A 20,474-nucleotide genomic window follows, 5' to 3' on the forward strand; every position below is an offset into this window, starting at 1 on the left:
TCCATGGTCCGGCGCATAGCAAGGAGGCCAAAGGTATGAAACTCGACCGCCGAAGCTTCATGAAGCTCGCAGGCTCCGGAGCGGCGTGTCTCACCCTCGGTCAGCTCGGAGTCAGCCTGACTCCGATCAAGGCCTACGCGGCGGAGCTCAAGATCTCCGGCGCCAAAGAGGTTGTGACGGTCTGTCCGTTCTGTTCGGTGAGCTGCCACATCATCGGGTACGTCAAGGACGGCAAGCTCGTGAACACCGAGGGCGACCCCGACTACCCCATCAACGAAGGCTCGTTGTGCGCCAAGGGCGCGGCCATGTTCAGCATGACCACCAGTCATCACCGGCTGCAAAAGCCCCTGTACCGCGCTCCTTACAGCGACAAGTGGGAAGAGAAGGACTGGGACTGGATGCTGGATCGCATCGCCCGGCGCATCAAGGACACCCGCGACAAGGACATCATCCTCAAGGATGACAAGGGGAAAACCGTCAACCGTCTCGAATCCATGTTCCTGCTGGGCACCTCCCACGCGGGCAACGAGGAATGTGCCATCGCCCATCAGGCGATGCGCGGCCTGGGTGTCGTCCACATGGACCACCAGGCACGTATCTGACACAGCGCCACAGTTGCGGCTCTGGGAGAGTCGTTCGGACGCGGTGCGATGACCAACCACTGGATCGACATCAAGAATGCCGATTCCATCCTTATAATGGGCAGTAATGCTGCCGAACACCATCCGATTTCGTTCAAGTGGGTGTTGGAAGCCAAGGACAAGGGCGCCACGGTAATGCACGTGGACCCGAAGTTCTCCCGCACCTCCGCACGTTCGGATTTCCATGTCCCCTTGCGGTCCGGAACGGACATCGCCTTCCTGGGCGGAATGATCAAGTACATCGTCGAAAATGAGAAGTACTTCCACGAATACGTGGCTCAGTACACCAACGCCGCGCTCGTCGTGGGCAAGGACTACGGGTTCAAGGACGGCCTGTTCACCGGCTACGACCTCAAGACCCGTTCCTACGACAAGAGCAAGTGGGGCTTCGAGATGGACAAGAACGGCGTTCCCGTTCGCGACACCAGCCTGAAGAACCCCCGTTGCGTGTTCCAGCTTCTCAAGGAACATTATTCCCGCTACGACCTGGACACCGTTTCGGCCACCACCGGCGTGTCCAAGGAAGACCTGCTCAAGGTGTACGAGGCCTTCGCGGCCACCGGTAAACCGGACAAGGCCGGGACCGTCATGTACGCCCTGGGCTGGACCCAGCACACCGTCGGCGTGCAGAACATCCGCTCGGCCGGCATTATCCAGCTCCTGCTGGGCAACATCGGCGTGGCCGGCGGCGGCATCAACGCCCTGCGCGGCGAGCCCAACGTCCAGGGCTCCACGGATCATACCCTGTTGTACCACATCATCCCGGGTTACATGGCCATGCCGCACAACGGCTGGCAGACCTACGACGAGTACATCAAGGCCAACACCCCGATCAGTCACGATCCCATGTCCGCCAACTGGTGGCAGCACAAGCCCAAGTACTTCGCCAGCCTGCTCAAGGCCTGGTACGGCGATTACGCCACCAAGGAAAACGGCTTCTGCTACGAGCTGCTGCCCAAGATCGAGAAGGGCGAGGACTATTCCTACCTCTTCCTCTTCGACCGCATGTACCAGGGCAAGATCCGGGGCGGCATCATCATTGGTCTGAACCCGATGAACTCCGTGCCCAATTCCAACAAGCTGCGCAAGGCCATGGACAATCTCGAATGGCTGGTAACTTCCGAGTTGCACCACTCCGAGACCACGGACAACTGGCATCGCCCCGGCGTGGACCCGAAGAAGGTCAAGACCGAGGTCTTCCTCCTGCCTTCGGCCCACCGCCTGGAAAAGGACGGCTCGGTGACCAACTCCGGCCGCTGGCTGCTCTGGCACTACCAGGTCATCAAGCCCGCCTTCGAGGCACGGGCCTTCGGCGACATGTTCTGCGGATTCATGTCCCGCGTGAAGGCGTTGTACGAGAAGGAGGGCGGCAAGCTGCCCGAGGCCATCACCTGGCTCGACTACCCCGAGACCTATGATCCGGACGACCTGTGCGCCCGCATCAACGGCCGCTTCACAAAGGATACCAAGGTCAAGGACAAGTTGTACAAGAAGGGGCAGCAGGTGCCTTCCTTCACCGCACTGGCCGACGACGGCTCGACCATGAGCCTGAACTGGCTGTACGCGGGCAGCTACACCGAGGAGGACGGCAACAAGGCCAAGCGCCGCTCTACCCAGCAGACCGCGATGCAGGCCAACATCGGCCTGTTCCCGAACTGGTCCTGGTGCTGGCCGGTCAACCGCCGCATCCTCTACAACCGCGCCTCGGTCGACCTGAACGGCAAGCCGTACAACCCGGCCAAGGCCGTCATCGAGTGGAAGGACGGCAAGTGGATCGGCGACGTGCCCGACGGCGGCTGGCCGCCCATTGCTACCGGCAAGGGCAAGTATCCGTTCATCATGACCAAGGACGGCTTCGGCCAGATCTACGGCCCCGGCCGTCAGGACGGCCCGTTCTCCGAGCACTACGAGCCCGTGGAGACGCCGGTGAACAAGAACCTGTTCTCCAAGCAGCTCAACAGCCCGGTGTACAAGTTCGTCTCGTCCAACATGGACAAGCTGGCCAAGCCCGCCGATCCCAAGTACCCGATCGTGCTGACCACTTACAGTCTGACCGAGCACTGGTGCGGCGGCGGCGAGACCCGGAACATCCCCAACCTGCTCGAGGCCGAGCCGCAGCTCTACGTGGAGATGAGCCCGGAACTGGCGCAGGAAAAGGGCATCAAAAACGGCGACGGCGTGATCGTGGAGTCCATCCGCGGCCGGGTCGAAGCCATAGCCATGGTCACGGTCCGCATGCGCCCGCTCAAGGTGCATGGACAGGTCATCCATGAAATAGGCATGCCGTTCTGCTTCGGCTGGACGACGCCCGGAACCGGTGATTCCACCAACAGGCTGACGCCTTCCGTCGGTGACCCGAATACCTCGATTCCGGAATTCAAGGCCTGCTGCGTGAATATCCGCAAGGCAGACAAGCTCACCGAGCTGGCAACCTAAGGAGGATGCGCCATGCCTAAGTCATTCTTGATAGATACATCCCGCTGCACGGCGTGCCGCGGCTGTCAGATCGCCTGCAAGGAGTGGAATGAACTGCCCGCCAACAAGACGACCCAGTATCATTGGGGCAGCCATCAGAATCCGCAGGATTTGAACCCCAACAACTACAAACTCGTTCGCTTCAGCGAACACCTCGAGGACGGTGTGGTCCGTTGGAACTTCTTCCCGGAACAGTGCCGCCATTGCGTAGTCCCCCCGTGCAAGGAACTGGGTGACGTCTACGTCGAGGATGCCATCGTCCAGGACGAGAAGACCGGTGCGGTCATCTTCACCGAGAAGACCAGGAAATTCTCGAAGGAAGAGGCCGGAGAGGTCCGGGATGCGTGTCCGTACAACATCCCGCGGCGCAACGACCAGACCGGGCTGATGAGCAAGTGCACCATGTGCAACGAACGCGTACACGCGGGTATGCTGCCCGCCTGCGTCAAGGTCTGTCCCACCGGGACCATGAACTTCGGCGAGCGTGAGGATATGCTCAAGCTGGCCGAACAGCGTCTGGCCAACCTGAAGAAGAAGTGGCCCAAGGCCATGCTGGCCGATCCCGACGACGTCAACGTCATCTACCTGCTCATCGACGAGCCCGCGAACTACTTCGGGCACGCGGTGGCCGAGGCCAACGTCGGCCCCATGTCGAAGAAGCAGTTCCTTGCCACCTTGGCAAGACCCTTCAAGGCCATGAAGGCATAACCTGAACTGTCTCCGCAGGTGGCCGGAGCGTCTCGAAAGGGGCGTTCCGGCCCGAAACGGGGACCGGAGAACTCCATGAAATCGGCTTCCGACCGGAAAACAGTAGTCTCGACCCTCGACATCATCAAGAAACGTGTTCCCGCCTATGCCGAGTTGGCCGACAAGTTCGGTCCGCTGTTTGTGGAAAAGGCCCGGCTGTGCGACGAATTCGCGGCCGAGGGATTGACCCTGCCCGAGATCGACGAGGCGCGCACCCACCAGGGCGTGCCCGTCCTGGTTGACGCGGACCTCGCCCCTTGGGCCGAGATCCTGAAGAAGTCGGCGGCGGCCATGCTGCCCCTGCTCTTCGACGTGTTGAAGCCGGACGAAAACGCCTGGCGGAAGCTTGAGAAATTCATGGACGACGCCGACAATATTGCGGGGCTTGCCCAGGCTCGCATCGAGGGCAATTGGAAACACTTTGAGAATACCTCCGTACAGCTTGGCATTGAACCGTATACCACGCTGCTGTATGTTTCAGAGACCGTTTTCTCGCCTGTTCTGCGTGCTTTGGTCCATGGTCTGGGCGAGCCCCTTTCCGCGCTCGCCTGGGACGAGGGGTACTGCCCCGTGTGCGGGGCCACGCCCTCCATCGCCCAGCTTTCCCCCAGGGAAGTGACTGATCTGGACCAGTTGGTGGGCGGCGGCGGCAAGAAGTTCCTGCACTGCTCCCTGTGCGGTCACGACTGGCGCTATAAGCGCAACGCCTGCCCGGCCTGCGGCAACGACGAGAACGAGTCGCGGGAGGTCTTCTACCAGGAGAATGCCAAGTTCGAGCGCATCGAGGCGTGCCACAAGTGCGGCAAGTACTGCCTGAGCATCGACATGCGGGAGTGCGAGCCCCTGCCGGACCTGGATGCCGTGCAGATCGGGCTGATCCATTTGGATATCTTCGCCCGCGAGCACGATCTGATCCCCATTTCCTCGACCCTCTGGAACAGCCTGGAGTAGACCATGGCACCCATTTCGCACCTCAGGGCCGTGAGCGGCCAGGCGGAACCCAGGCGGACCGAACGTCCGGCCGAGGTCCGGCCCCTGCAACTGGCCTGTCCGGTGACCATCCAGCGGTATTCGGACGGAAAGCTGTCCTTCAAGGACGACCAGATCGCTGAGGAGGCGGACATCCGCCTGACCGTCAACGGTCAGGCGGAGGCGATCCTGGCCCGGACGCCGGGCGACGACCTGAACCTGGTGGCGGGCTACCTGTTCTCGCTGTCCAGGGTCATGTGCCCGGAGGACATCCTGAACATCGCCTTTTCCTATCACGGCCCGTCGCGCGTGGACGTGGTCCTCAAGACCCCGGTGGCCGTGCGGCGCATCTATCCCTCCCCCCGGCCGGTGCACATCGCCCCGGAGTTGCTCTTCGAACTGAAGGAGTTGTTCGAGCGGCGGCAGAGTCTGTTCAAGAACACCGGCTCCACCCATGCGGCGGCCCTGTTCTCGGTGGAAGGGGAGCTGATCTCCTACGGGGAGGACGTGGGGCGGCACAACGCCTTTGACAAGGCCGTGGGCCGGGCGCTGTTGGAGGGAACCCTGGAGTCGGTGACCATCGCCATGCTCTCGTCCAGGCTCGCCCTTGAGCTGGCCACCAAGGCGACCACGGCCAACATTCCGGTGCTCTGCGGGTTCTCGGCCGCGACCAGTTCGGCCATCACCTACGCCGAGCGCAACAACCTGAGCCTGGTCGGGCGCATCAAGGACAATTCCTTCAACGTCTACGCCAACGGCTGGCGGTTCCGCTAAGGGGACTTGGGGGAAGGAGGGAAGGCCGTTTCGCGGCGATCGGTGGATGGTTTATTTCATCGACGGCGTGCAAGGGGGGCCTTGCACGCTTTTTCATGCGTCTTCCGCGTGGGCTAGTTCTCGCCCAGTATCTGTTTCTTGAAAGTTTTGCCCGGTCCGGGCTTGGGGCCGATCCAGGTGGCCAGGATGGCGTCGGCGAAGTCCTTGCCGGGGATGCCGCCCCGGGCCATTCCGGCGACCATGACGTCGGTGCCGGTGCCCGGATCATAGGTGAAGCCCATCTCCTGGCCCTCCTTGATGTCGGTCATCATGTCGTTCAGTTGGTCGAATTTGTCGCGCAGGTCCGGGGTGATGTCCTTCACGTTGGCCTCGAGGCCGTCGATCCACGCCTCCCTGATGGCCTTGGCGTCCACGTCGCGGACAAAGTGCATGACCATCATGCGCGGTTCTTCCTTTTGGAGGATCGCTGCGGGATCGCTGGACTTCTCCGTCAGGTAGAGGCCCGCCACATAGACGTCGAAGACGAATTTCTCGCGCAGGGCTATGCCGTTGAGCACGAGCTTCTGGGCGCCCACCTCCACGGTGTCGGGCAGGGTCACGCCCGCCAGCTCGGCCGCGCGGGCCGGGGTGAGGCAGAGCAGGGCCAACAGCAGGGCGGCAAAAAGTCGTTTCATGGGGGGCCTCCTCAGGCGTTCAGGGTGTCCAGAAATCCGGAAACGGTTTGGTTGAACTCTTCGGGTTGTTCATAAAACGGCATATGGCCGCTTTTGTCCAGGATGACGAAGCGCGAATCCGGCAGGGACGCGGCCACGAATCGGCCGGTGGAAGGCCCGTAGCACATGTGCAGGGAGCGGCCGTAAACCACCAGGGCGGGCAGGCTCACCGAGGGCAGCACGGGCGTGTAGTCGCGCCGGGCGTAGTCCTCGTAGATGGCGGAGGCCGTGTCCGGGGCGGCCTTGAGTTGCTCGGCGACCATCCATTTCAGGGCGTGTTCCGGGGCGTGGCCGGGCAGGAACATGGCGTTGACGAACCGCTCGGCGAATCCCCTGCGGTCCGCCTGCATGGCGGCCAGGTCTTCGCGCATGGCCTCCTCGTTGTGGCCGTGGCATTTGTGCACGTTCCACGGCGCCGGAGACATGGGATACGGGCCGGTCTCCACCAAGCCGAGCCCGGCCAGCCGGTCCGGGCCGAACCGGTGCCAGTATTCCAGCACCACGGAGCCGCCCATGGACCAGCCCAGGAGCAGGGCACGGGTCAGCCCCAGCGCGGCGATCACCTCGCGCACGTCCAGGGCGTAGCGCGGGACGGTGTGGCCGCGCGGCGTGGACTGGGAGCGGCCGTGGCCGCGAAAGTCGATGGTCACCACCTGGCAGGCGTCCGCCAGTTGGGCCTGGCGCCGCCAGAACAGGGAGCTCATGGTCCAGCCGTGGAGCAGGATGACGGGCCTGCCCGTGCCGCGGATCTCCACCCACAGGCGTACGCCGTCGGTGGTCTGCACCCATCCGCCCACCTGGCTCTCGCCGGTGGTCTCCACGGCCTCGAACCGGTCCATCCGGCTACTTTTCCCGAGGCTTGGGCTTGATGTCGATGATCGGGGTGCCGTCGATGGCCTCCAGCGGCTCCACCACCAGGGTCAGGGGCTCTTCGATGGCTACCAGGGTGACGCGGTGCAGGCCGATGGGGTTGGGCCGGGCCGGGGAGCGGGTGGCAAACACGCCGCGCAGGGGGCGGTCCTTGATGCCCCTCGGATGGACCTTGAGGACCGTGCGGTCGGACTTGTGGAACCATGTGAAAAGTTCGAGCCTGTCGCCCGGTTCAAGCCCGTCCATGGCCTCGGCATAGGCCGGGTCCATGACGATGCGGGCGCGCACGGCTCCGGCCTCGGTTTCCATCTTGGGGGCCGATTCGATGTCCTTGATCTCCGATTGAACGGTACCGATGATGACCAGTTCCTTGTCCATGGGGCCTCCGTTTATTGGCTGAAGTGGTCGAATCCGGGGTTGTCGAACGGCTTGCCGTTCAGGATGATGCCGGGCTCCCTGGTGACCGTGCCGATCTCCATGAAGCCGGGTACGGACCGGGCCTTGCCCGCGTCGAACGGGGAGACCGCGCCGAGCAGGGAATAGTCCTCGCCGCCGAGCACGGCGAATTCCACCGGGTCGAGACCTGCCGCCTTGCACCAGGCGTGCAGGTCGTTGTGCAGGGTCTCGGGATCAATGGTCAGGTTCGCGCCCAGGTCCGGCCCCGTGAAGCGGGGCAGGTCGCGGGCCAGGCCGTCGGACAGGTCCATGAGCCCCTTGATCCCGGCCGCGTTGAGCAGGGTGCCGATCATGACTTTGGGTTTGGGCCGCAGGTGGGCCATGACCGCGGCGGGCAGGGTCTCGCGCGCCTTGATGCCCTCGGCCTCCAGGGCCATGAGCCCGGTCCGGGCCAGGCCGATGTCGCCCACGGTGAACAGGATGTCCCCGAAGGCGCAGTTGCGGCGCCGCAGGAACCCGGTGGAGCCGGGCGCGCCGAAGGCTGAGATGGATATGCCCAGCCGGTCGCTCCGGCTCAGGTCGCCGCCCGCCAGGACCATGTCGTTTTGCCGGGCCAGTCCGGCCATGGACCTGAGAAATTCGTCCCAGAATTCGTCCGGGAGGTCCACCGGGGCCATCAAGTCCATGGTGAAAGCCACGGGTTTGGCCCCCATGGCCGCGATATCGCTGATGTTCACGGCCAGGGCCTTGTAGCCGATGTCGGCTGCCGAGAAGTAATCGCGCCGAAAGTGCTCGCCCTCCAGAAAGAGGTCCGAGGTCACGCAGTAGTCGGTTCCGCCCCGGAGCACGGCGCAGTCGTCGCCCCGGCCCAGGGCCAGGAAATCGTGCTCGCGGGAGAAGTGGCTGTCGATCAGTTCCAGAAAGTGTGCTTCGCTTCGCATGGGATTGTATACTCCATCACAGGAATTCCAGGTAGTCCCCGATGATGACCTTGAGGCCGAAGCCGGGGAAATTGACCCTGTATTTGTTCGGTTCCAGTTGGGCGACGATCTTGCCCTTGCCGAAAATCTTGTGTTTGCAGAACCCGAGTTTGGACGGGTCGGCCTTGGGCCGCGCGGGCCCGGCGTCCCCCGGCTCGCCTCCGTCTTGGGCGGGGACGGTCGGTTCGGGCAGAGTGTACACCGATCGCCGCCGGGTCTCCAGGTTGCCGCCGTAGGATTCGTTCAGCCGTTCGAAGACCGTGTCCGGCAACTCCAGTATGAACGGGCTGGGCAGGGTCGGGTCGGACATGCCGCTGGCCCGGTTGTAGACCGAGCCGGGCACGAACAGCTTGAGTTCCTCCTTGGCCCGTGTGCAGGCCACGTACATCAGGCGGCGTTCCTCCTCCAGGTCCTCGGCCCGCTGCATGGCCTTGCGCGACGGGAAGCGGTCCTCCACCAGGTCGATGATGATCACCGCCGCCCATTCGAGCCCCTTGGCCGAGTGGACCGTGGACAGGACCACCGCGTTTTCCTTGCGCTTCTCATCCTCGGGGTCGCCGTCCAGGGACAGGTCGCCGATGAATTGCTCCATGTCCTGGTAGCCCGCCGCGATCTGGCTGAGCTGCTCCAGCCCGGCCTGGCGCTTGGGATAGTCGTCCGGGTATTTCTCGATGAGGATGGGCTGGTAGAAGGCGAGCACGGCTTCGAGGATGGTCGACGGCTTCATGGGCCCGGCGCGCAACCGGTCCAGTTCGGTCAGCAGCTCCTTGAGCGGTTCGTGCTTTTTGACCATCTTGGCCATGTACTTCTTGTCGCCCGAGTGCATGGCCTGGTAGATCTTGGCCACGGTCTTGGGGCCCACACCCTTGATGTGCTCCATGGCCCGCTGCCAGGCGAGCAGGTCGTGGGGGTTGAGGATCAGTCGGATGTAGGAAAGCACATCCTTGACATGGGCGGCCTCGTGAAAGCGGATGCCGCCGAATTTCTGGTAGTCGATGCCGATGCGCGTCAGCGCCACTTCCAACGGGAAGGACTGGTAGCCCGCGCGGAAGAGCACGGCCACATCGTGCAGCAGATGCTTGCGTCCCAGCTCCAGTATCTGGTCCACCACCAGCCGGGCCTGGGTCTGGTCGCTCAGGGGGTGGACCACCTGGGGCAGTTTGTCGCTCTTGAGGTCCGAGTACAGGTGCTTGTCGAACTTGGTGGTCGCGCCCTTGAGGATCTCGTTGGTCAGGTCCAGGATGGGCTGCACCGAGCGGTAGTTCTTCTCCAGCCGGATGACCCTGGTGCCTTCGAATATATTTGGGAATTCCAGAATGTTGGCCACGTTGGCCCCGCGGAAGGCGTAAATGGACTGGGCGTCGTCGCCCACGGCCATGACGTTGCCCTTGGTCCCGGCCAGGTGTTTGACGATACGCGCCTGGACCAGGTTGGTGTCCTGGTACTCGTCGACCATGATGTAGCGATAGCGGGCCTGGAGTTGGTTGCGCAGCGGTTCGTTCTTGGCCAGCAGATCATCCAGGAGAAAGAGCAGGTCGTCGTAGTCCACCAGGGCGTGCTCGCGCTTGAACTGGGCGTAGCCGTCGGCAATGCGCTGGATGTCTTCCAGGTAGGGGCTCAGGTGGTAGGCCTCGCGCTCCATGACCGCCTCGATGGTCAACTCCTTGTTGCGGGACTTGGTGATCATGTCCAGCAGGGTGGCCTTCTTGGGATAGGAGCGGTCCCCCTTGCCGAGCTTGAGGGTGTCCCGGACCTCCTTGCAGATGTTTTCGCTGTCCGCCCGGTCCATGAGAGTGAACCCGGATTCGAAGCCGATGTCCGCCGCGTTGCGCCGCAGGGTGGCGTAGGCGAACGAGTGGAAGGTGCCGCCCGAGGTCCCGTGCAGGGAGCGGCCGAGGATGGTCTCGGCACGGGCGAGCATCTCCTGGGCGGCCTTGCGTGTGAAGGTCAGGAGCAGGATCTGGGCCGGGTCCACGCCCTGGTTCACCAGATGGGCCAGCCGGTAGACGATGGTCCGGGTCTTGCCCGAACCGGCCCCGGCGATGACCAGCACCGGCCCTTCGGTGGTGGTCACGGCCTCGCGTTGCGCCTCGTTCAGTTCGTTCTCGAAGTCGATGCTCATTTATTCCGTGATGTCGAAGTGTTGCAGTATGATACGCCCGACGTCCCGCATCCGTTCGGGCCGTGCGCCGTGTGAGTCGGCGAAAATGGCTCCGTCCACCGTATGTGTCCCGGTGCGTCCATGCAAACCAAAAATATTTCGGCGATCGAATTTGGCCTTGAGGTCGAAGCCGGGGCGGGCTTCGACGACCAGGTCCGGGCATTGGTCCGAGGTTGCGCCCGGATAGGCGTTCGCGCCCCGGTGTACGGCCTTGAGGACCGGCTTGCCCTCGTATTCCAGGGCCATGAGCCCGTCCGAGATGCGGCCGAGCAGCCCCTCGCGTTCGATCGGTTCCACCCGGCCTCGCGCGAACCGCCCTCGTTCGTGGAGGTAGATGCGGCCGGGGTCCAGGGCGAAGGCCTTGGATTCGGGGGTGATCTTCGAGGCGTCCCATTCGTCCTGCGGCGGCCCGGACAGGGAGAGGAGCCCGGCTCGCGTAAGCCATGTGTTCAGGCTGACCTCGGTCTTCAACTCGGTGAAGCCGTGGTCGGCCAGGACCAGGAGCCGTTTGGGGCCGGGGAGCGCGTCGTAGCGGGTCAGGAATCGGCCCAGGGCGTGGTCCCAGTCCGCCAGAAAGCGCATGCAGGCCATGTGGTTCGGGTGTTTGGCATGGAGCACCGCGTCCATGTGGAAGTGAAAGAGCCGGTCGGTCTCGGTGAAGACGTGCACGAACAGGTCCCAGGCCAGATCGGGCCAGAGCATGTCCAGGGCGGTCAGCCGGGAGTTGAGGGTGGCGCGCAGCTCACTCAGGAGAAAGTCCAGGTCGGCCCGGCCCCGGCTGGTATCGGCTTCGAGCTTGTAGCCCGCCTCATGGAGCTTGTCGGCCAGGAATGGCGGGTAGGCCGCGCCGTTGAGTTCCGGGGCCACGAACCCGGCCACGAGCATGCCGCGCAGCGGGCGGGCCGGGTAGGTGTTGGGCAGGTTGACCACCCGCGAGACCAGACCCCGCTCGCCGAGCCGGTCGAAGACGGTCGGGCAGGCCACGTCCGTTGCCCGGGTGACGCGCAGCGCGTAGGTCTGCGGGTCCAGGTGGGAGAAGCCGAAAATGCCGTGCGCCTCCGGGCCTTCCCCGGTGTGGAAGGAGGTCCAGTTGACCGGGGAGAGCTCGGGCAGTTCGGCCCGGACCGTGGTCGCGTCTTCAGCCAGCCTGCGCAGGTTGGGCAGGGATGCGCCCAGGGAGCGGGCGAGGCCGAGCGGCAGGCCGTCCAGGCCGAGGACGGCCAGCTTGGGGCGTGGCTCGGAGGGCAGGAGCAAGGACATGGCCTAGAGCAGTTCCGCCTCGAATTTTTTGAGGAAGAAAGTGGGGTTGTACGACATCTTCGCCTTGCGCAGCCCCTCGTCCCCGAGGTCCTGTTCGCGGTTGACGTTGGTGTACTCCGCCCCGTCGTTCTCCAGGAACATCTGGTTGATGGCCTGGTACACGCCCTTGAAGCGGATGTCGCCCTTCTCGAAGTGGATGACCAGGGAGTCCTCGCACAGGGGCTCGGCCACGGTGTAGGCGATGACCTTGCCGTCCACCCGGATGGTCGCGCCCATCAACCCCTTGATCTGGTCGATGTGCTGGAGCACACGGGTGATGGCGTGGTTCTCGGCCTTGAGCGCCTCGGACGGGTTGTTCTCCTCGTACCACTTGTACCATTCGTCCTGCATTTCCAGGACCTCTTCCACGCACTCGGGGGCCATGGACTCGTAGGTGTACAGGTAGTTCTTCTTGAACTGGTTGAGCAGGTTCTTTTTCTTGTGGAAGGTCTTGCCCTTGAGGGCGATCAACTCCTCCACCGAGTAGACGTAGTCCCAGTGCTCGCGGCTCTCGGTGATGGTCATCTTGTTGCCGTAGGCGATGGACCACAGCCGGGTCAGGGCCTCGGGCACGCGAACGAATTTTTTCCCTTCGGTCATGGCCCGGCATCCGGCCCAGTCGTAGCTTTCCCATGGGCCCACGGGCGCCCAGCAGACCGGTTCCGGCCTGGTCTGGCGGATGAAGCACAGGCCGCTGTGGAAGGCCCACTCCAGGCCATAATGGTCGGCCCAGCCGAAGACGTTGGCAAAGGAGAAGTCGCTGGTCAGCAATTGGGGACAGCCGGTCAGGGCTTCATGGTATTCGTCCTGCCGGTCCAGAGAAATGGGTTCGAAGTTCAGGGTCATGGACAATCCTTATCCTTTTTGGCCGTTTCGATGCCTGATCATGGCGAAACGCTGCCAGTTTTTGAAATTGTAGAAATAGAACAGGATGGACGACTGGACGATCTGCGAACAGAACATGGCGATCCAGATGCCCTCGGCCCCGTTCATGACCTCGTGGCCGAGGAGGTAGGCCAGGGGGAGCCTGAGGATCCAGGTCGCGCCGCCCATGATGAGCATGTTGTACACGGTGGCTCCGGCCCCGTTGAAGGCCCCGGCCAGGATCATGCTGGTCAGGGTGAAGGGGATGGCCAGCATGTTCCACTTGAGGTAGCTGACCGCCTGGGCGGCCACGGCGGTGTCACGGGTGAGCAGGGCCACCCACGGGTTGATGAACTGCCAGACCACCAGGGCGAACAGGGAGATGGAGACCAGCCCCAGGGCCAGGATGCGGAAGCCGAACCGTTTGGCCTCCAGAGGTTGCCGCGCGCCGAGGTAGTGGCCGATGAGGATGCTTGCGGTCATATTGAAGGCCATGGCGGGCATGAACAGCAGGGATTCGATGCGCAGCCCGATGGACATGCCGGCCAGGGCGTTGACCGCGCCGCCGGGCAGGCTGGCGGTGATGGCGTACAGGACCAGATAGCCGGACTGCCAGACGACCTGCATGAGCCCCGAGGGCCAGGCCACCTTGACCAGGTAGGGCGTGGCCCGCTTCATCCAGCGCCAGGGCGCGAAGCAGGCGGGGTTGAGCTGCCCCTGCACGGCCAGCAGGGCCAAGTTGAAAAGCGCGCCGCAGGTGACCGAGCCGAAGGTGGCCCAGGCCAGCCCCTTGTAGCCGATTTCCGGCAGGCCGAACCAGCCCAGCCCCAGGCCGAGGTCGAGCACGGTGTTCAAGCCGGTGACAATCATCATGCAGTAGAGCGGGTAGAAGACCTGCTTGCGCGCTCGGAAGATGGCGTTGGTGATGAGCAGCATGTAATAGGGTGGCAGCAGGAGCAGGAACACGGTCATGAAATAATGGGTCACCGGACGCATGGACTCCGGCACCTGCAGGGCGGAGATGAGCAGGTCCTTGAGCGGTAGGCCCACGACCAGGAACACCGCCCCGAGCAGGCAGGCCAGGATGAGACACAAGCCCACGTACCGCCGGGCGCGTTGCTCCAGCCCGGCCCCGATGGACTGGCTGATGGCCGCCACCGCGCCGTTGGCTACGGCCATGGCGACCACCAGCAGGAAGAACAGCGACTGGGTGATGATGCCCAGCGAGGCCTGGACTTCGCGGGAGATATACCCGGCCACCCATACGTCCGTCATGCCGATGAGCACGTGGAACATGGTCATGATCAACTGGGGCCAGGCCAGCTTCCAGATGGTTCGGGTGGGAGAGCGCGACATCTGCGCAGTGAGATCGTTGTTCGACATTATGCGGGGGTTCGTTTCAGGTTGACCGGCTTCGGCGGGCTGTGGCTTCATAATAGGTTCTTATTTCAGAAAGCCAAGGGTCTGAGGCTTATTTTTTTCCCCACCGAGGCGATTCTAATCGGCTTGTTCTGTGAGCGGATTCACTGTACGGTGAGTTTTCTATTTCAAAGGGGGAACGGTGCGCCTTTCGGGGCGTGGCCGGATGACGGTGGGAAGATGCAGTTGAACATGGATATGCGTATTCTGGTGGTGGACGATTCCAGCACCATGCGGCGGATTATAAAGAATGACTTGAGGGAATTGGGATTCCGGAACGTGATCACGGCCGACGACGGCCGTCCGGCCTGGGAGATCATCGAGCGGGATTCCATCGACCTGATCCTGTCCGACCACAAGATGCCCGGCATGACCGGTCAGGAACTGCTCACCCTCGTCCGCAAGCACCCCGATTACAAGTGTTTGCCCTTCATCATGATCACGGCCGAGGCCTTCCGCGACAACGTCCTGCAGGCCATCAAGCTCGGCGTCTCCAATTACGTGGTCAAGCCCTTCAGCGCCCAGCAACTGCGCGAAAAGATCGAGAAGGTCTGCGGCGCGGTCTGCTGATTTTCCTCTAATGTTGATGGGGCACGTCCCCTTCCTCGTGCACGTGGACGTGGCTGTGCGGCTTGAGCTCGCCGGGCTGGATGCGGCCGTCGCGCATGGCCAACAGCCGGTCGGTGGTGGCGGCCAGGAAGTCCGGGTCGTGGGAGACCACCAGCCGGGCCATGTCCAGTCTCTTCAGGATGCCCACCAGCCGGTTCTTGGCCTCGGGCGAGAGCCCGGTGGTCGGCTCGTCCAGGACCAGGACCTCGGGGCGCATGGACAGGATGGTGGCCAGGGCGACCAATTTCTTTTCGCCGCCCGAGAGCCGGTGCGGCACGCGGTCCTCGAATCCGGCCAGCCCGACGGTCTCCAGGGCCTCGCGGGCGCGCTCGGAGGCCTCCTCCTGGCTTAAGCCCTGGTTGAGCGGGCCGAAGGCCACATCGTCGAGGACCGTGGGGCAGAACAACTGGTCGTCTGAGTGCTGGAAAAGAAAGCCTATTTTCAAGCGGGCCGCCTCGAACGCCTTGGCGTCGGACATGGGCGCGCCGAATAGGGTTACCTCGCCCTTGTCCGGGGTGAGCAGCCCCATGAGGATGTGCAGCATGGTGGATTTGCCCGCGCCGTTGGGCCCGAACAGGCCGAGCTTTTCGCCGGGATGCAGGTGAAAGTTCAGCCCGTTGAGGGTCTCCTGCCGCCCCGGGAAGGAGTAAGAGATATCGGACAGTTCGATGACGGCGTGGCTCACAGCGGTCTCCCTTGGATGAAGCCCATATAGATCAGGCTTGCGCTCAGCGCGGCGCAGGCCAGCAGGAACAGGTAGTCGGCGGGCCGGGTCCGGAAGGCGGCCAGGCTGTAGAAGCGGCCCCGGAAGCCCCGGCAGAGCATGGCCCCGTGGACCCGTTCCGCGCGGTCCCAGCTCTTGACCAGGAGCATGCCCACCAGCCAGGCGTAGGTGCGGTAGGTGTGCGTGTCCGTGCGCGGCTTGAACCCGCGCGCCCGCATGGCCTGGCGCATGGTCGTGTACTCCTGGTATATGGAGAAGATGTAGCGGTGGGTAAAGAGCAGAATGTGGCACAGCTTGTCGGGTACGCCGAGTTGTTGCAGGGCCGGGCCGAGGTTCTGGATGGAAATGGTCCCGAGCAGGGCCATCAGGCTGACCACCACGGCGTTGGACTTGACCGTGATGAGCAGGGCGCGGTCGATGCCCTGGACCGTGGCATGCAGCGGGCCGAGGTCGAAGACCGGCTCGCCCGGCACGGAAAAGGGCAGGAAGAACCACAGGAAAACGATGAACAGGTTGACCACCAGGAGGCGGTTCAGCACGACCAGCATGTTCAGCCGGGCCATCTTGACCAGGACCAGACCGGTGGCCAGGGCGAGCCAGGCGGGCCTGAACTCCGGCAGCACGGCCACGGGCACGGTCAGAACCAGCGCGGCCAGGAGCCGGATGCGCGGGTCCATGCCGTGCAGAAAGGAATCGCCCGAGGCGAACGGCTCGGTCAGTAAGGCCACGCAAGCTCCTGTTTCCGGTGCATGTTGGGGAAGTTCAATCCGGCACTCGGACCGGGGTCACAGGAGTAATACAAAACCGGTGGCCGTGCAACCGGGGCTAGTCCGCGGCCAGGCCCACCTCGGCGGCGATGCCGGACACCGAGTCTATGGCGATTTGCAGGAATTCGCCGAGCTCCAGGCCGATCTTGTCGCACTCGCGGATGCAGTCGCGGTTGACCGAGGCGGCGAACGCCTTGTCCTTCATCTTCTTCTTGAGGCTTTTGGGCTTCATGCCGTCGATCTTGGTGGGCCGCACCAGGGCGCCCGCGTGGACCATGCCGGTGACGGTCTCACCGCAGCGCAGGGCGAAGTCGAAGTCGGTTTCCGGGTCCTCGGCCCCGTTCATCTCGGCGGCGTGGCGGCGAATGGCGTCCAGCGCTTCGACCGGGAGTTTGCCGTCGAGCAGCTTCACGGTGTCCAGGCCGTGGCGGCCGTGCTGTTCCTTGGTCACGGCGTAGTCCAGGTCGTGCAGCAGGCCGGTGATGCCCCACAGCTCCTCGTCCTTGCCCAGCTTGCGGGCCAGGCCGCGCATGACGGCTTCGGATTCCAGGGCGTGGTTGATCAGGCTGGCTTCGCTGTTGTGGGCCTTGAGCAGGGAAAAGGCTTCGTCTCGGGTTATCATGTTCGCTCCTTGATGCTTGGGTTGAAGGGGCATCATGCCCCAACAGCGCGGTCGGGTCCAGATACAGATGGGGGGCGTGCGGGCCGGTACAGTTACTGGCCGCCGTAGAGCCAGCAGGCGGTGCGCATGCCGTCGGGCTGGTCCATGAGCTCCGGGCGTCCGTTCCGGCACTTGTCGAAGGCCTCGGGGCAGCGGGGGTGGAAGGGGCAGCCCGCGGGCGGATTCATGGGGCTCGGCAGGTCGCCGGTCAAGGCGATGCGTTCGGGCCGGTCGGTCGGGTCGGGCCGGAGCACGGCGGACAGGAGCGCCTTGGTGTACGGGTGCTTGGGGTCGGCGAACAGGGTCCGGCTTTCGCCGATCTCCATGATCCGGCCGAGGTACATGACCGCCACCCGGTCGCAGATGTGGCTGACCACGGACAGGTCGTGGGAGATGAACACGTAGGTCAGGTCCAGGTGCTCCTGAAGGTCCTTGAGCAGGCCGAGGACCTGGGCCTGGACCGAGACGTCCAGGGCGGACACCGGCTCGTCGCAGACCACCAGCTTGGGGTCCAGCGCCAGGGACCGGGCCACGGCCACGCGTTGCCGCTGGCCGCCGGAAAATTCGTGGGGGTAGCGGTTGCCGTGCTCGGGCCGCAGGCCGACCAGCTTGAGCAGGTGCTGGACCTTTTCGCGGCGCTCCTCCTTGGTCCCGATGTTGTGGATGTCCAGCCCCTCGCGGATGATGGAGCCGATCTTCTGGCGCGGGTTCAGGGAGGAGTACGGGTCCTGGAAGATCATCTGCATCTTGGAGCGCAGCTTCTTCTCGTCCCATGCGTTGATGGACCGGTTGCCGAAAATGACCTCGCCGGAGGTGACCGGCTCAAGCCCCATGATGCATTTTGCCAAGGTGGACTTGCCGCACCCGGATTCGCCCACCAGCCCGAGGGTCTGGCCGCGTTCCACGCTTAAGGTCACGCCGTCCACGGCGCGCACGGTGCCGGTCGTCAGCCCCATCAGGCCGCCGGAGACCTTGAAGTGCTTGGTTACGTTGATCAGTTCGAGCAGGGCCATGGCCTAGTCCTCGTAGAGCCAGCAGCGGACCTTGCGGCCCGGCTTCGGTTCGTACAGCGGGGGGAGCATGAGGGAGCACTTCTCATATGCCTCGGGGCAGCGCGGATGGAAGCGGCACCCTTCGGGCAGGTCGAAGATGGACGGCACGATGCCGGGGATCGGGTTGAGCTCCCTGGTGTCGCCCAGTGTCGGCATGGAGGCGAGCAGCCCCTTGGTGTATGGGTGCAGGGGGTCAGCGTAGAGCTCGTCCACTCCGGCCAGCTCGACGATCTTGCCCGAGTACATGACCGCCACGCGCTGGGCCATGCGGGCCACCACGCCGAGGTCGTGGGTGATGAGCATGAGCGAGCCGTTCATGCGCGCTTTGAGCTCGTCCATGAGGTCGAGAATCTGGGCCTGGATGGTCACGTCCAGGGCGGTGGTCGGCTCGTCCGCGATGAGGATGTCCGGGTTGCAGGCGAGGGCCATGGCGATCATGACCCGCTGGCGCATGCCGCCGGACAGCTCGTGCGGGTAGGACTTGGCGATCTTGGCCGGGTTGGGGATGCCCACCAGTTTCAGCGCATCCACGGCCTTGTCCAGGGCTTCCCGCTTGGCGAACCCCTGGTGCAGGCGAAGCGGTTCCGCGATCTGGTCGTCGATGCGGAAGACCGGGTTGAGCGCGGTCATGGGCTCCTGGAATATCATGGAGATGGCGTTGCCCCGGATGTGCATGAGCTCGTGCTCGGACATCTCCAGGAGGTCCTTGTTCCGGTACAGGATGGTCCCGTCCGTGACGCGGCCCGGCGGATCGGGTATGAGCCCGAGGATGGACAGGGCGAGCACGGTCTTGCCGCAGCCGGACTCGCCGACGATGGCCAGGGTTTCTCCTTGCATAAAGGAAAGGCTGACGTTATCCACCGCCTTGGCAATGCCCTGGGCCGAGGAAAAGCAGGTGGTCAGCTCGCGTATGTCCAGCAGTGGTTTTGTCATAAGAAATTCCGCAGGTTCGCCATCTCGCCACCTATACGGCATATTGCGGCGGACGTAAACGATATCCGGGAGGGGAAATGGCACATGTGGTGATCGTGGGCGGCGGCCTGGCGGGGTGCGACTGCGCCTGGCAGTTGGCGAACGCCGGGGTCTCGGTGACCCTCTTCGAGATGAAGCCGGAAAAGCGCAGCGAGGCGCACACCGAGGACGGGCTGGCCGAGTTGGTCTGTTCCAATTCCTTCCGCGCCACCGGACCGGCCGCAGCCATCGGTCTGCTCAAGGAGGAGATGGAGCGCCTCGGCAGCCTGGTCATGGAGGCGGCTTTCGCCACCCGTGTGCCCGCGGGCGGGGCCCTGGCCGTGGACCGCACCCTGTTCTCCGAATACATCACGCAAAAGATCGAAGATCACGAGTCGATCACCGTGATCCGCCGGGAAATTGTCTCCCTGGACGACGAGGCGCTTGGCGGATGCGATGCGGTGGTCATCGCCGCAGGGCCCCTGGCCAGCCCGGAGCTGACCGAGAGCCTGATGGCCGCGGTGGGCGACGAGCGGCTCTATTTCTACGACGCCATTGCGCCCATCGTGTCGCGCGACTCCGTGGATTTCGACAAGGCGTTCTGGGGTTCGCGCTGGAAGCCCGAGGATGACGACTACCTGAATTGCCCCATGGACGAGGCCGAGTACAAGGCCTTCGTGGCCGCGCTGCTGGCGGGTGAGAAGGTCAAGCCGCGCGAGTTCGAGAAGGAGGTCCACTTCGAAGCCTGCCTGCCCGTGGAGGCCATGGCCGAGCGCGGGGAGATGACCCTGGCTTTCGGCCCGCTCAAGCCCGTGGGGTTCACGGACCCGAGGACCGGCGAGCGGCCGTTCGCCATCGTCCAACTGCGCACCGAGAACGCGGACAAGACCGCCTTCAACCTGGTGGGCTTCCAGACCAAGCTCAAGTACCCGGAACAGAAGCGCATCTTCCGCATGATCCCGGGATTGGAGAAGGCCGAATTCCTGCGGCTGGGGTCCATCCACCGCAACACCTACGTCAACGCGCCCGAGGCCCTGGACGAGACCCTGCAACTAAAGAACCGGCCCGGCGTGTATCTGGCCGGGCAGATCACCGGGGTGGAGGGATATCTGGAGTCGGCGGCATGCGGGCTGTGGCTCGGGCTGTCCATGGGACGGCGGCTGCGCGGCGAAGCTTTGCCCGAGCCGCCCGTGGAGACGGCCCTGGGCGCGCTTATGAATCACTTGCGGACCAGGCCGGACAAGCGGTTCCAGCCGTCCAACGTCAATTTCGGGCTCATGCCCGGCCTCGAAGGCCGGATCAAGAAGAAGCTCAGAAAGGAAGCCTACGGCAAGCGCGCCCAGGCGGCGTTCGCAGCCTGGATCGAGCAGGCGGGTCTGAAAGACTGATTTCTCTGTTGGGG

Annotated in this window: 19 protein-coding genes; 6 read left to right on the top strand and 13 right to left on the bottom strand. The window is 64.0% G+C overall.

What is annotated here, in order from left to right; all coding sequences use genetic code 11:
- Window positions 1-35 precede the first annotated feature (35 nt).
- The 4 genes from fdnG (at window position 36) to V8V93_RS10955 (ending at window position 5,606) form a co-directional block, all read left to right on the top strand.
- Complete coding sequence (fdnG, locus tag V8V93_RS10940; RefSeq protein WP_338666705.1) at window positions 36-3,077, top strand: formate dehydrogenase-N subunit alpha; 3,042 nt, start codon at window positions 36-38, stop codon at window positions 3,075-3,077.
- Window positions 3,078-3,089: 12 nt separating this feature from the next.
- Complete coding sequence (locus V8V93_RS10945) at window positions 3,090-3,824, top strand: 4Fe-4S dicluster domain-containing protein (protein ID WP_338666706.1); 735 nt, start codon at window positions 3,090-3,092, stop codon at window positions 3,822-3,824.
- Between the two features lie 75 nt (window positions 3,825-3,899).
- Window positions 3,900-4,814: a formate dehydrogenase accessory protein FdhE gene (locus tag V8V93_RS10950; protein WP_338666707.1), complete on the top strand. Its 915-nt coding sequence runs from the start codon at window positions 3,900-3,902 to the stop codon at window positions 4,812-4,814.
- Between the two features lie 3 nt (window positions 4,815-4,817).
- Complete coding sequence (locus tag V8V93_RS10955; RefSeq protein WP_338666708.1) at window positions 4,818-5,606, top strand: formate dehydrogenase accessory sulfurtransferase FdhD; 789 nt, start codon at window positions 4,818-4,820, stop codon at window positions 5,604-5,606.
- Window positions 5,607-5,719: 113 nt separating this feature from the next.
- Here V8V93_RS10955 and V8V93_RS10960 read toward each other — a convergent pair whose 3' ends face one another.
- The 8 genes from V8V93_RS10960 to V8V93_RS10995 are packed head-to-tail and all read right to left on the bottom strand — an operon-like array spanning window position 5,720 to window position 14,272.
- Window positions 5,720-6,280, bottom strand: coding sequence for a chalcone isomerase family protein (locus tag V8V93_RS10960; protein ID WP_338666709.1), 561 nt, complete (start codon window positions 6,278-6,280; stop codon window positions 5,720-5,722).
- 11 nt (window positions 6,281-6,291) lie between these two features.
- Window positions 6,292-7,158 (bottom strand): alpha/beta fold hydrolase, encoded by an 867-nt coding sequence (locus tag V8V93_RS10965; RefSeq protein WP_338666710.1) that lies wholly within the window; start codon window positions 7,156-7,158, stop codon window positions 6,292-6,294.
- 4 nt (window positions 7,159-7,162) lie between these two features.
- Complete coding sequence (gene tsaA, locus V8V93_RS10970) at window positions 7,163-7,567, bottom strand: tRNA (N6-threonylcarbamoyladenosine(37)-N6)-methyltransferase TrmO (protein ID WP_338666711.1); 405 nt, start codon at window positions 7,565-7,567, stop codon at window positions 7,163-7,165.
- Between the two features lie 11 nt (window positions 7,568-7,578).
- A complete protein-coding gene (thiL, locus tag V8V93_RS10975; RefSeq protein WP_338666712.1) occupies window positions 7,579-8,526 on the bottom strand; it encodes a thiamine-phosphate kinase in 948 nt (315 codons plus the stop codon).
- Between the two features lie 16 nt (window positions 8,527-8,542).
- Window positions 8,543-10,687, bottom strand: a complete 2,145-nt coding sequence (locus tag V8V93_RS10980; protein WP_338666713.1) for an ATP-dependent helicase — start codon at window positions 10,685-10,687, stop codon at window positions 8,543-8,545.
- Window positions 10,688-11,986 carry an alkaline phosphatase family protein gene (locus V8V93_RS10985; protein WP_338666714.1) on the bottom strand — a complete coding sequence of 433 codons (1,299 nt, stop codon included), beginning with the start codon at window positions 11,984-11,986 and terminating at the stop codon, window positions 10,688-10,690. It lies immediately after the preceding gene.
- Between the two features lie 3 nt (window positions 11,987-11,989).
- On the bottom strand, window positions 11,990-12,871 hold the full coding sequence (locus V8V93_RS10990; RefSeq protein ID WP_338666715.1) for a DUF2156 domain-containing protein: 882 nt from the start codon (window positions 12,869-12,871) through the stop codon (window positions 11,990-11,992).
- Window positions 12,872-12,880: 9 nt separating this feature from the next.
- A complete protein-coding gene (locus V8V93_RS10995) occupies window positions 12,881-14,272 on the bottom strand; it encodes an MATE family efflux transporter (RefSeq protein WP_338666716.1) in 1,392 nt (463 codons plus the stop codon).
- A gap of 216 nt (window positions 14,273-14,488) precedes the next feature.
- Here V8V93_RS10995 and V8V93_RS11000 point away from each other — a divergent pair, with 216 nt between their 5' ends.
- Window positions 14,489-14,878 carry a response regulator gene (locus V8V93_RS11000; RefSeq protein ID WP_338666717.1) on the top strand — a complete coding sequence of 130 codons (390 nt, stop codon included), beginning with the start codon at window positions 14,489-14,491 and terminating at the stop codon, window positions 14,876-14,878.
- A gap of 7 nt (window positions 14,879-14,885) precedes the next feature.
- Here the strand turns inward: V8V93_RS11000 and V8V93_RS11005 are convergent, their stop codons facing one another.
- From V8V93_RS11005 to V8V93_RS11025, 5 genes are all read right to left on the bottom strand, one after another.
- On the bottom strand, window positions 14,886-15,602 hold the full coding sequence (locus tag V8V93_RS11005; protein WP_338666718.1) for an energy-coupling factor ABC transporter ATP-binding protein: 717 nt from the start codon (window positions 15,600-15,602) through the stop codon (window positions 14,886-14,888).
- Window positions 15,599-16,369 carry a cobalt ECF transporter T component CbiQ gene (cbiQ, locus tag V8V93_RS11010; RefSeq protein WP_338666719.1) on the bottom strand — a complete coding sequence of 257 codons (771 nt, stop codon included), beginning with the start codon at window positions 16,367-16,369 and terminating at the stop codon, window positions 15,599-15,601. The genes V8V93_RS11005 and cbiQ overlap by 4 nt, the downstream gene beginning before the upstream one ends.
- 97 nt (window positions 16,370-16,466) lie before the next feature.
- Window positions 16,467-17,030 (bottom strand): HD domain-containing protein, encoded by a 564-nt coding sequence (locus tag V8V93_RS11015; RefSeq protein WP_338666720.1) that lies wholly within the window; start codon window positions 17,028-17,030, stop codon window positions 16,467-16,469.
- A gap of 92 nt (window positions 17,031-17,122) precedes the next feature.
- Window positions 17,123-18,082 (bottom strand): ABC transporter ATP-binding protein, encoded by a 960-nt coding sequence (locus tag V8V93_RS11020; protein WP_338666721.1) that lies wholly within the window; start codon window positions 18,080-18,082, stop codon window positions 17,123-17,125.
- A 3-nt stretch (window positions 18,083-18,085) separates the two neighbouring features.
- Window positions 18,086-19,054: an ABC transporter ATP-binding protein gene (locus V8V93_RS11025; protein WP_338666722.1), complete on the bottom strand. Its 969-nt coding sequence runs from the start codon at window positions 19,052-19,054 to the stop codon at window positions 18,086-18,088.
- A 77-nt stretch (window positions 19,055-19,131) separates the two neighbouring features.
- On the opposite strand from V8V93_RS11025, the gene trmFO reads away from it, so the two are divergent.
- The gene (trmFO, locus tag V8V93_RS11030; protein ID WP_338666723.1) at window positions 19,132-20,460 is read left to right on the top strand and encodes a methylenetetrahydrofolate--tRNA-(uracil(54)-C(5))-methyltransferase (FADH(2)-oxidizing) TrmFO; all 1,329 of its coding nucleotides are present in this window, start codon (window positions 19,132-19,134) and stop codon (window positions 20,458-20,460) included.
- Window positions 20,461-20,474: the final 14 nt, after the last annotated feature.

Source organism: Pseudodesulfovibrio sp. 5S69 (assembly GCF_037094465.1).
GTDB lineage: Bacteria > Desulfobacterota > Desulfovibrionia > Desulfovibrionales > Desulfovibrionaceae > Pseudodesulfovibrio > Pseudodesulfovibrio methanolicus.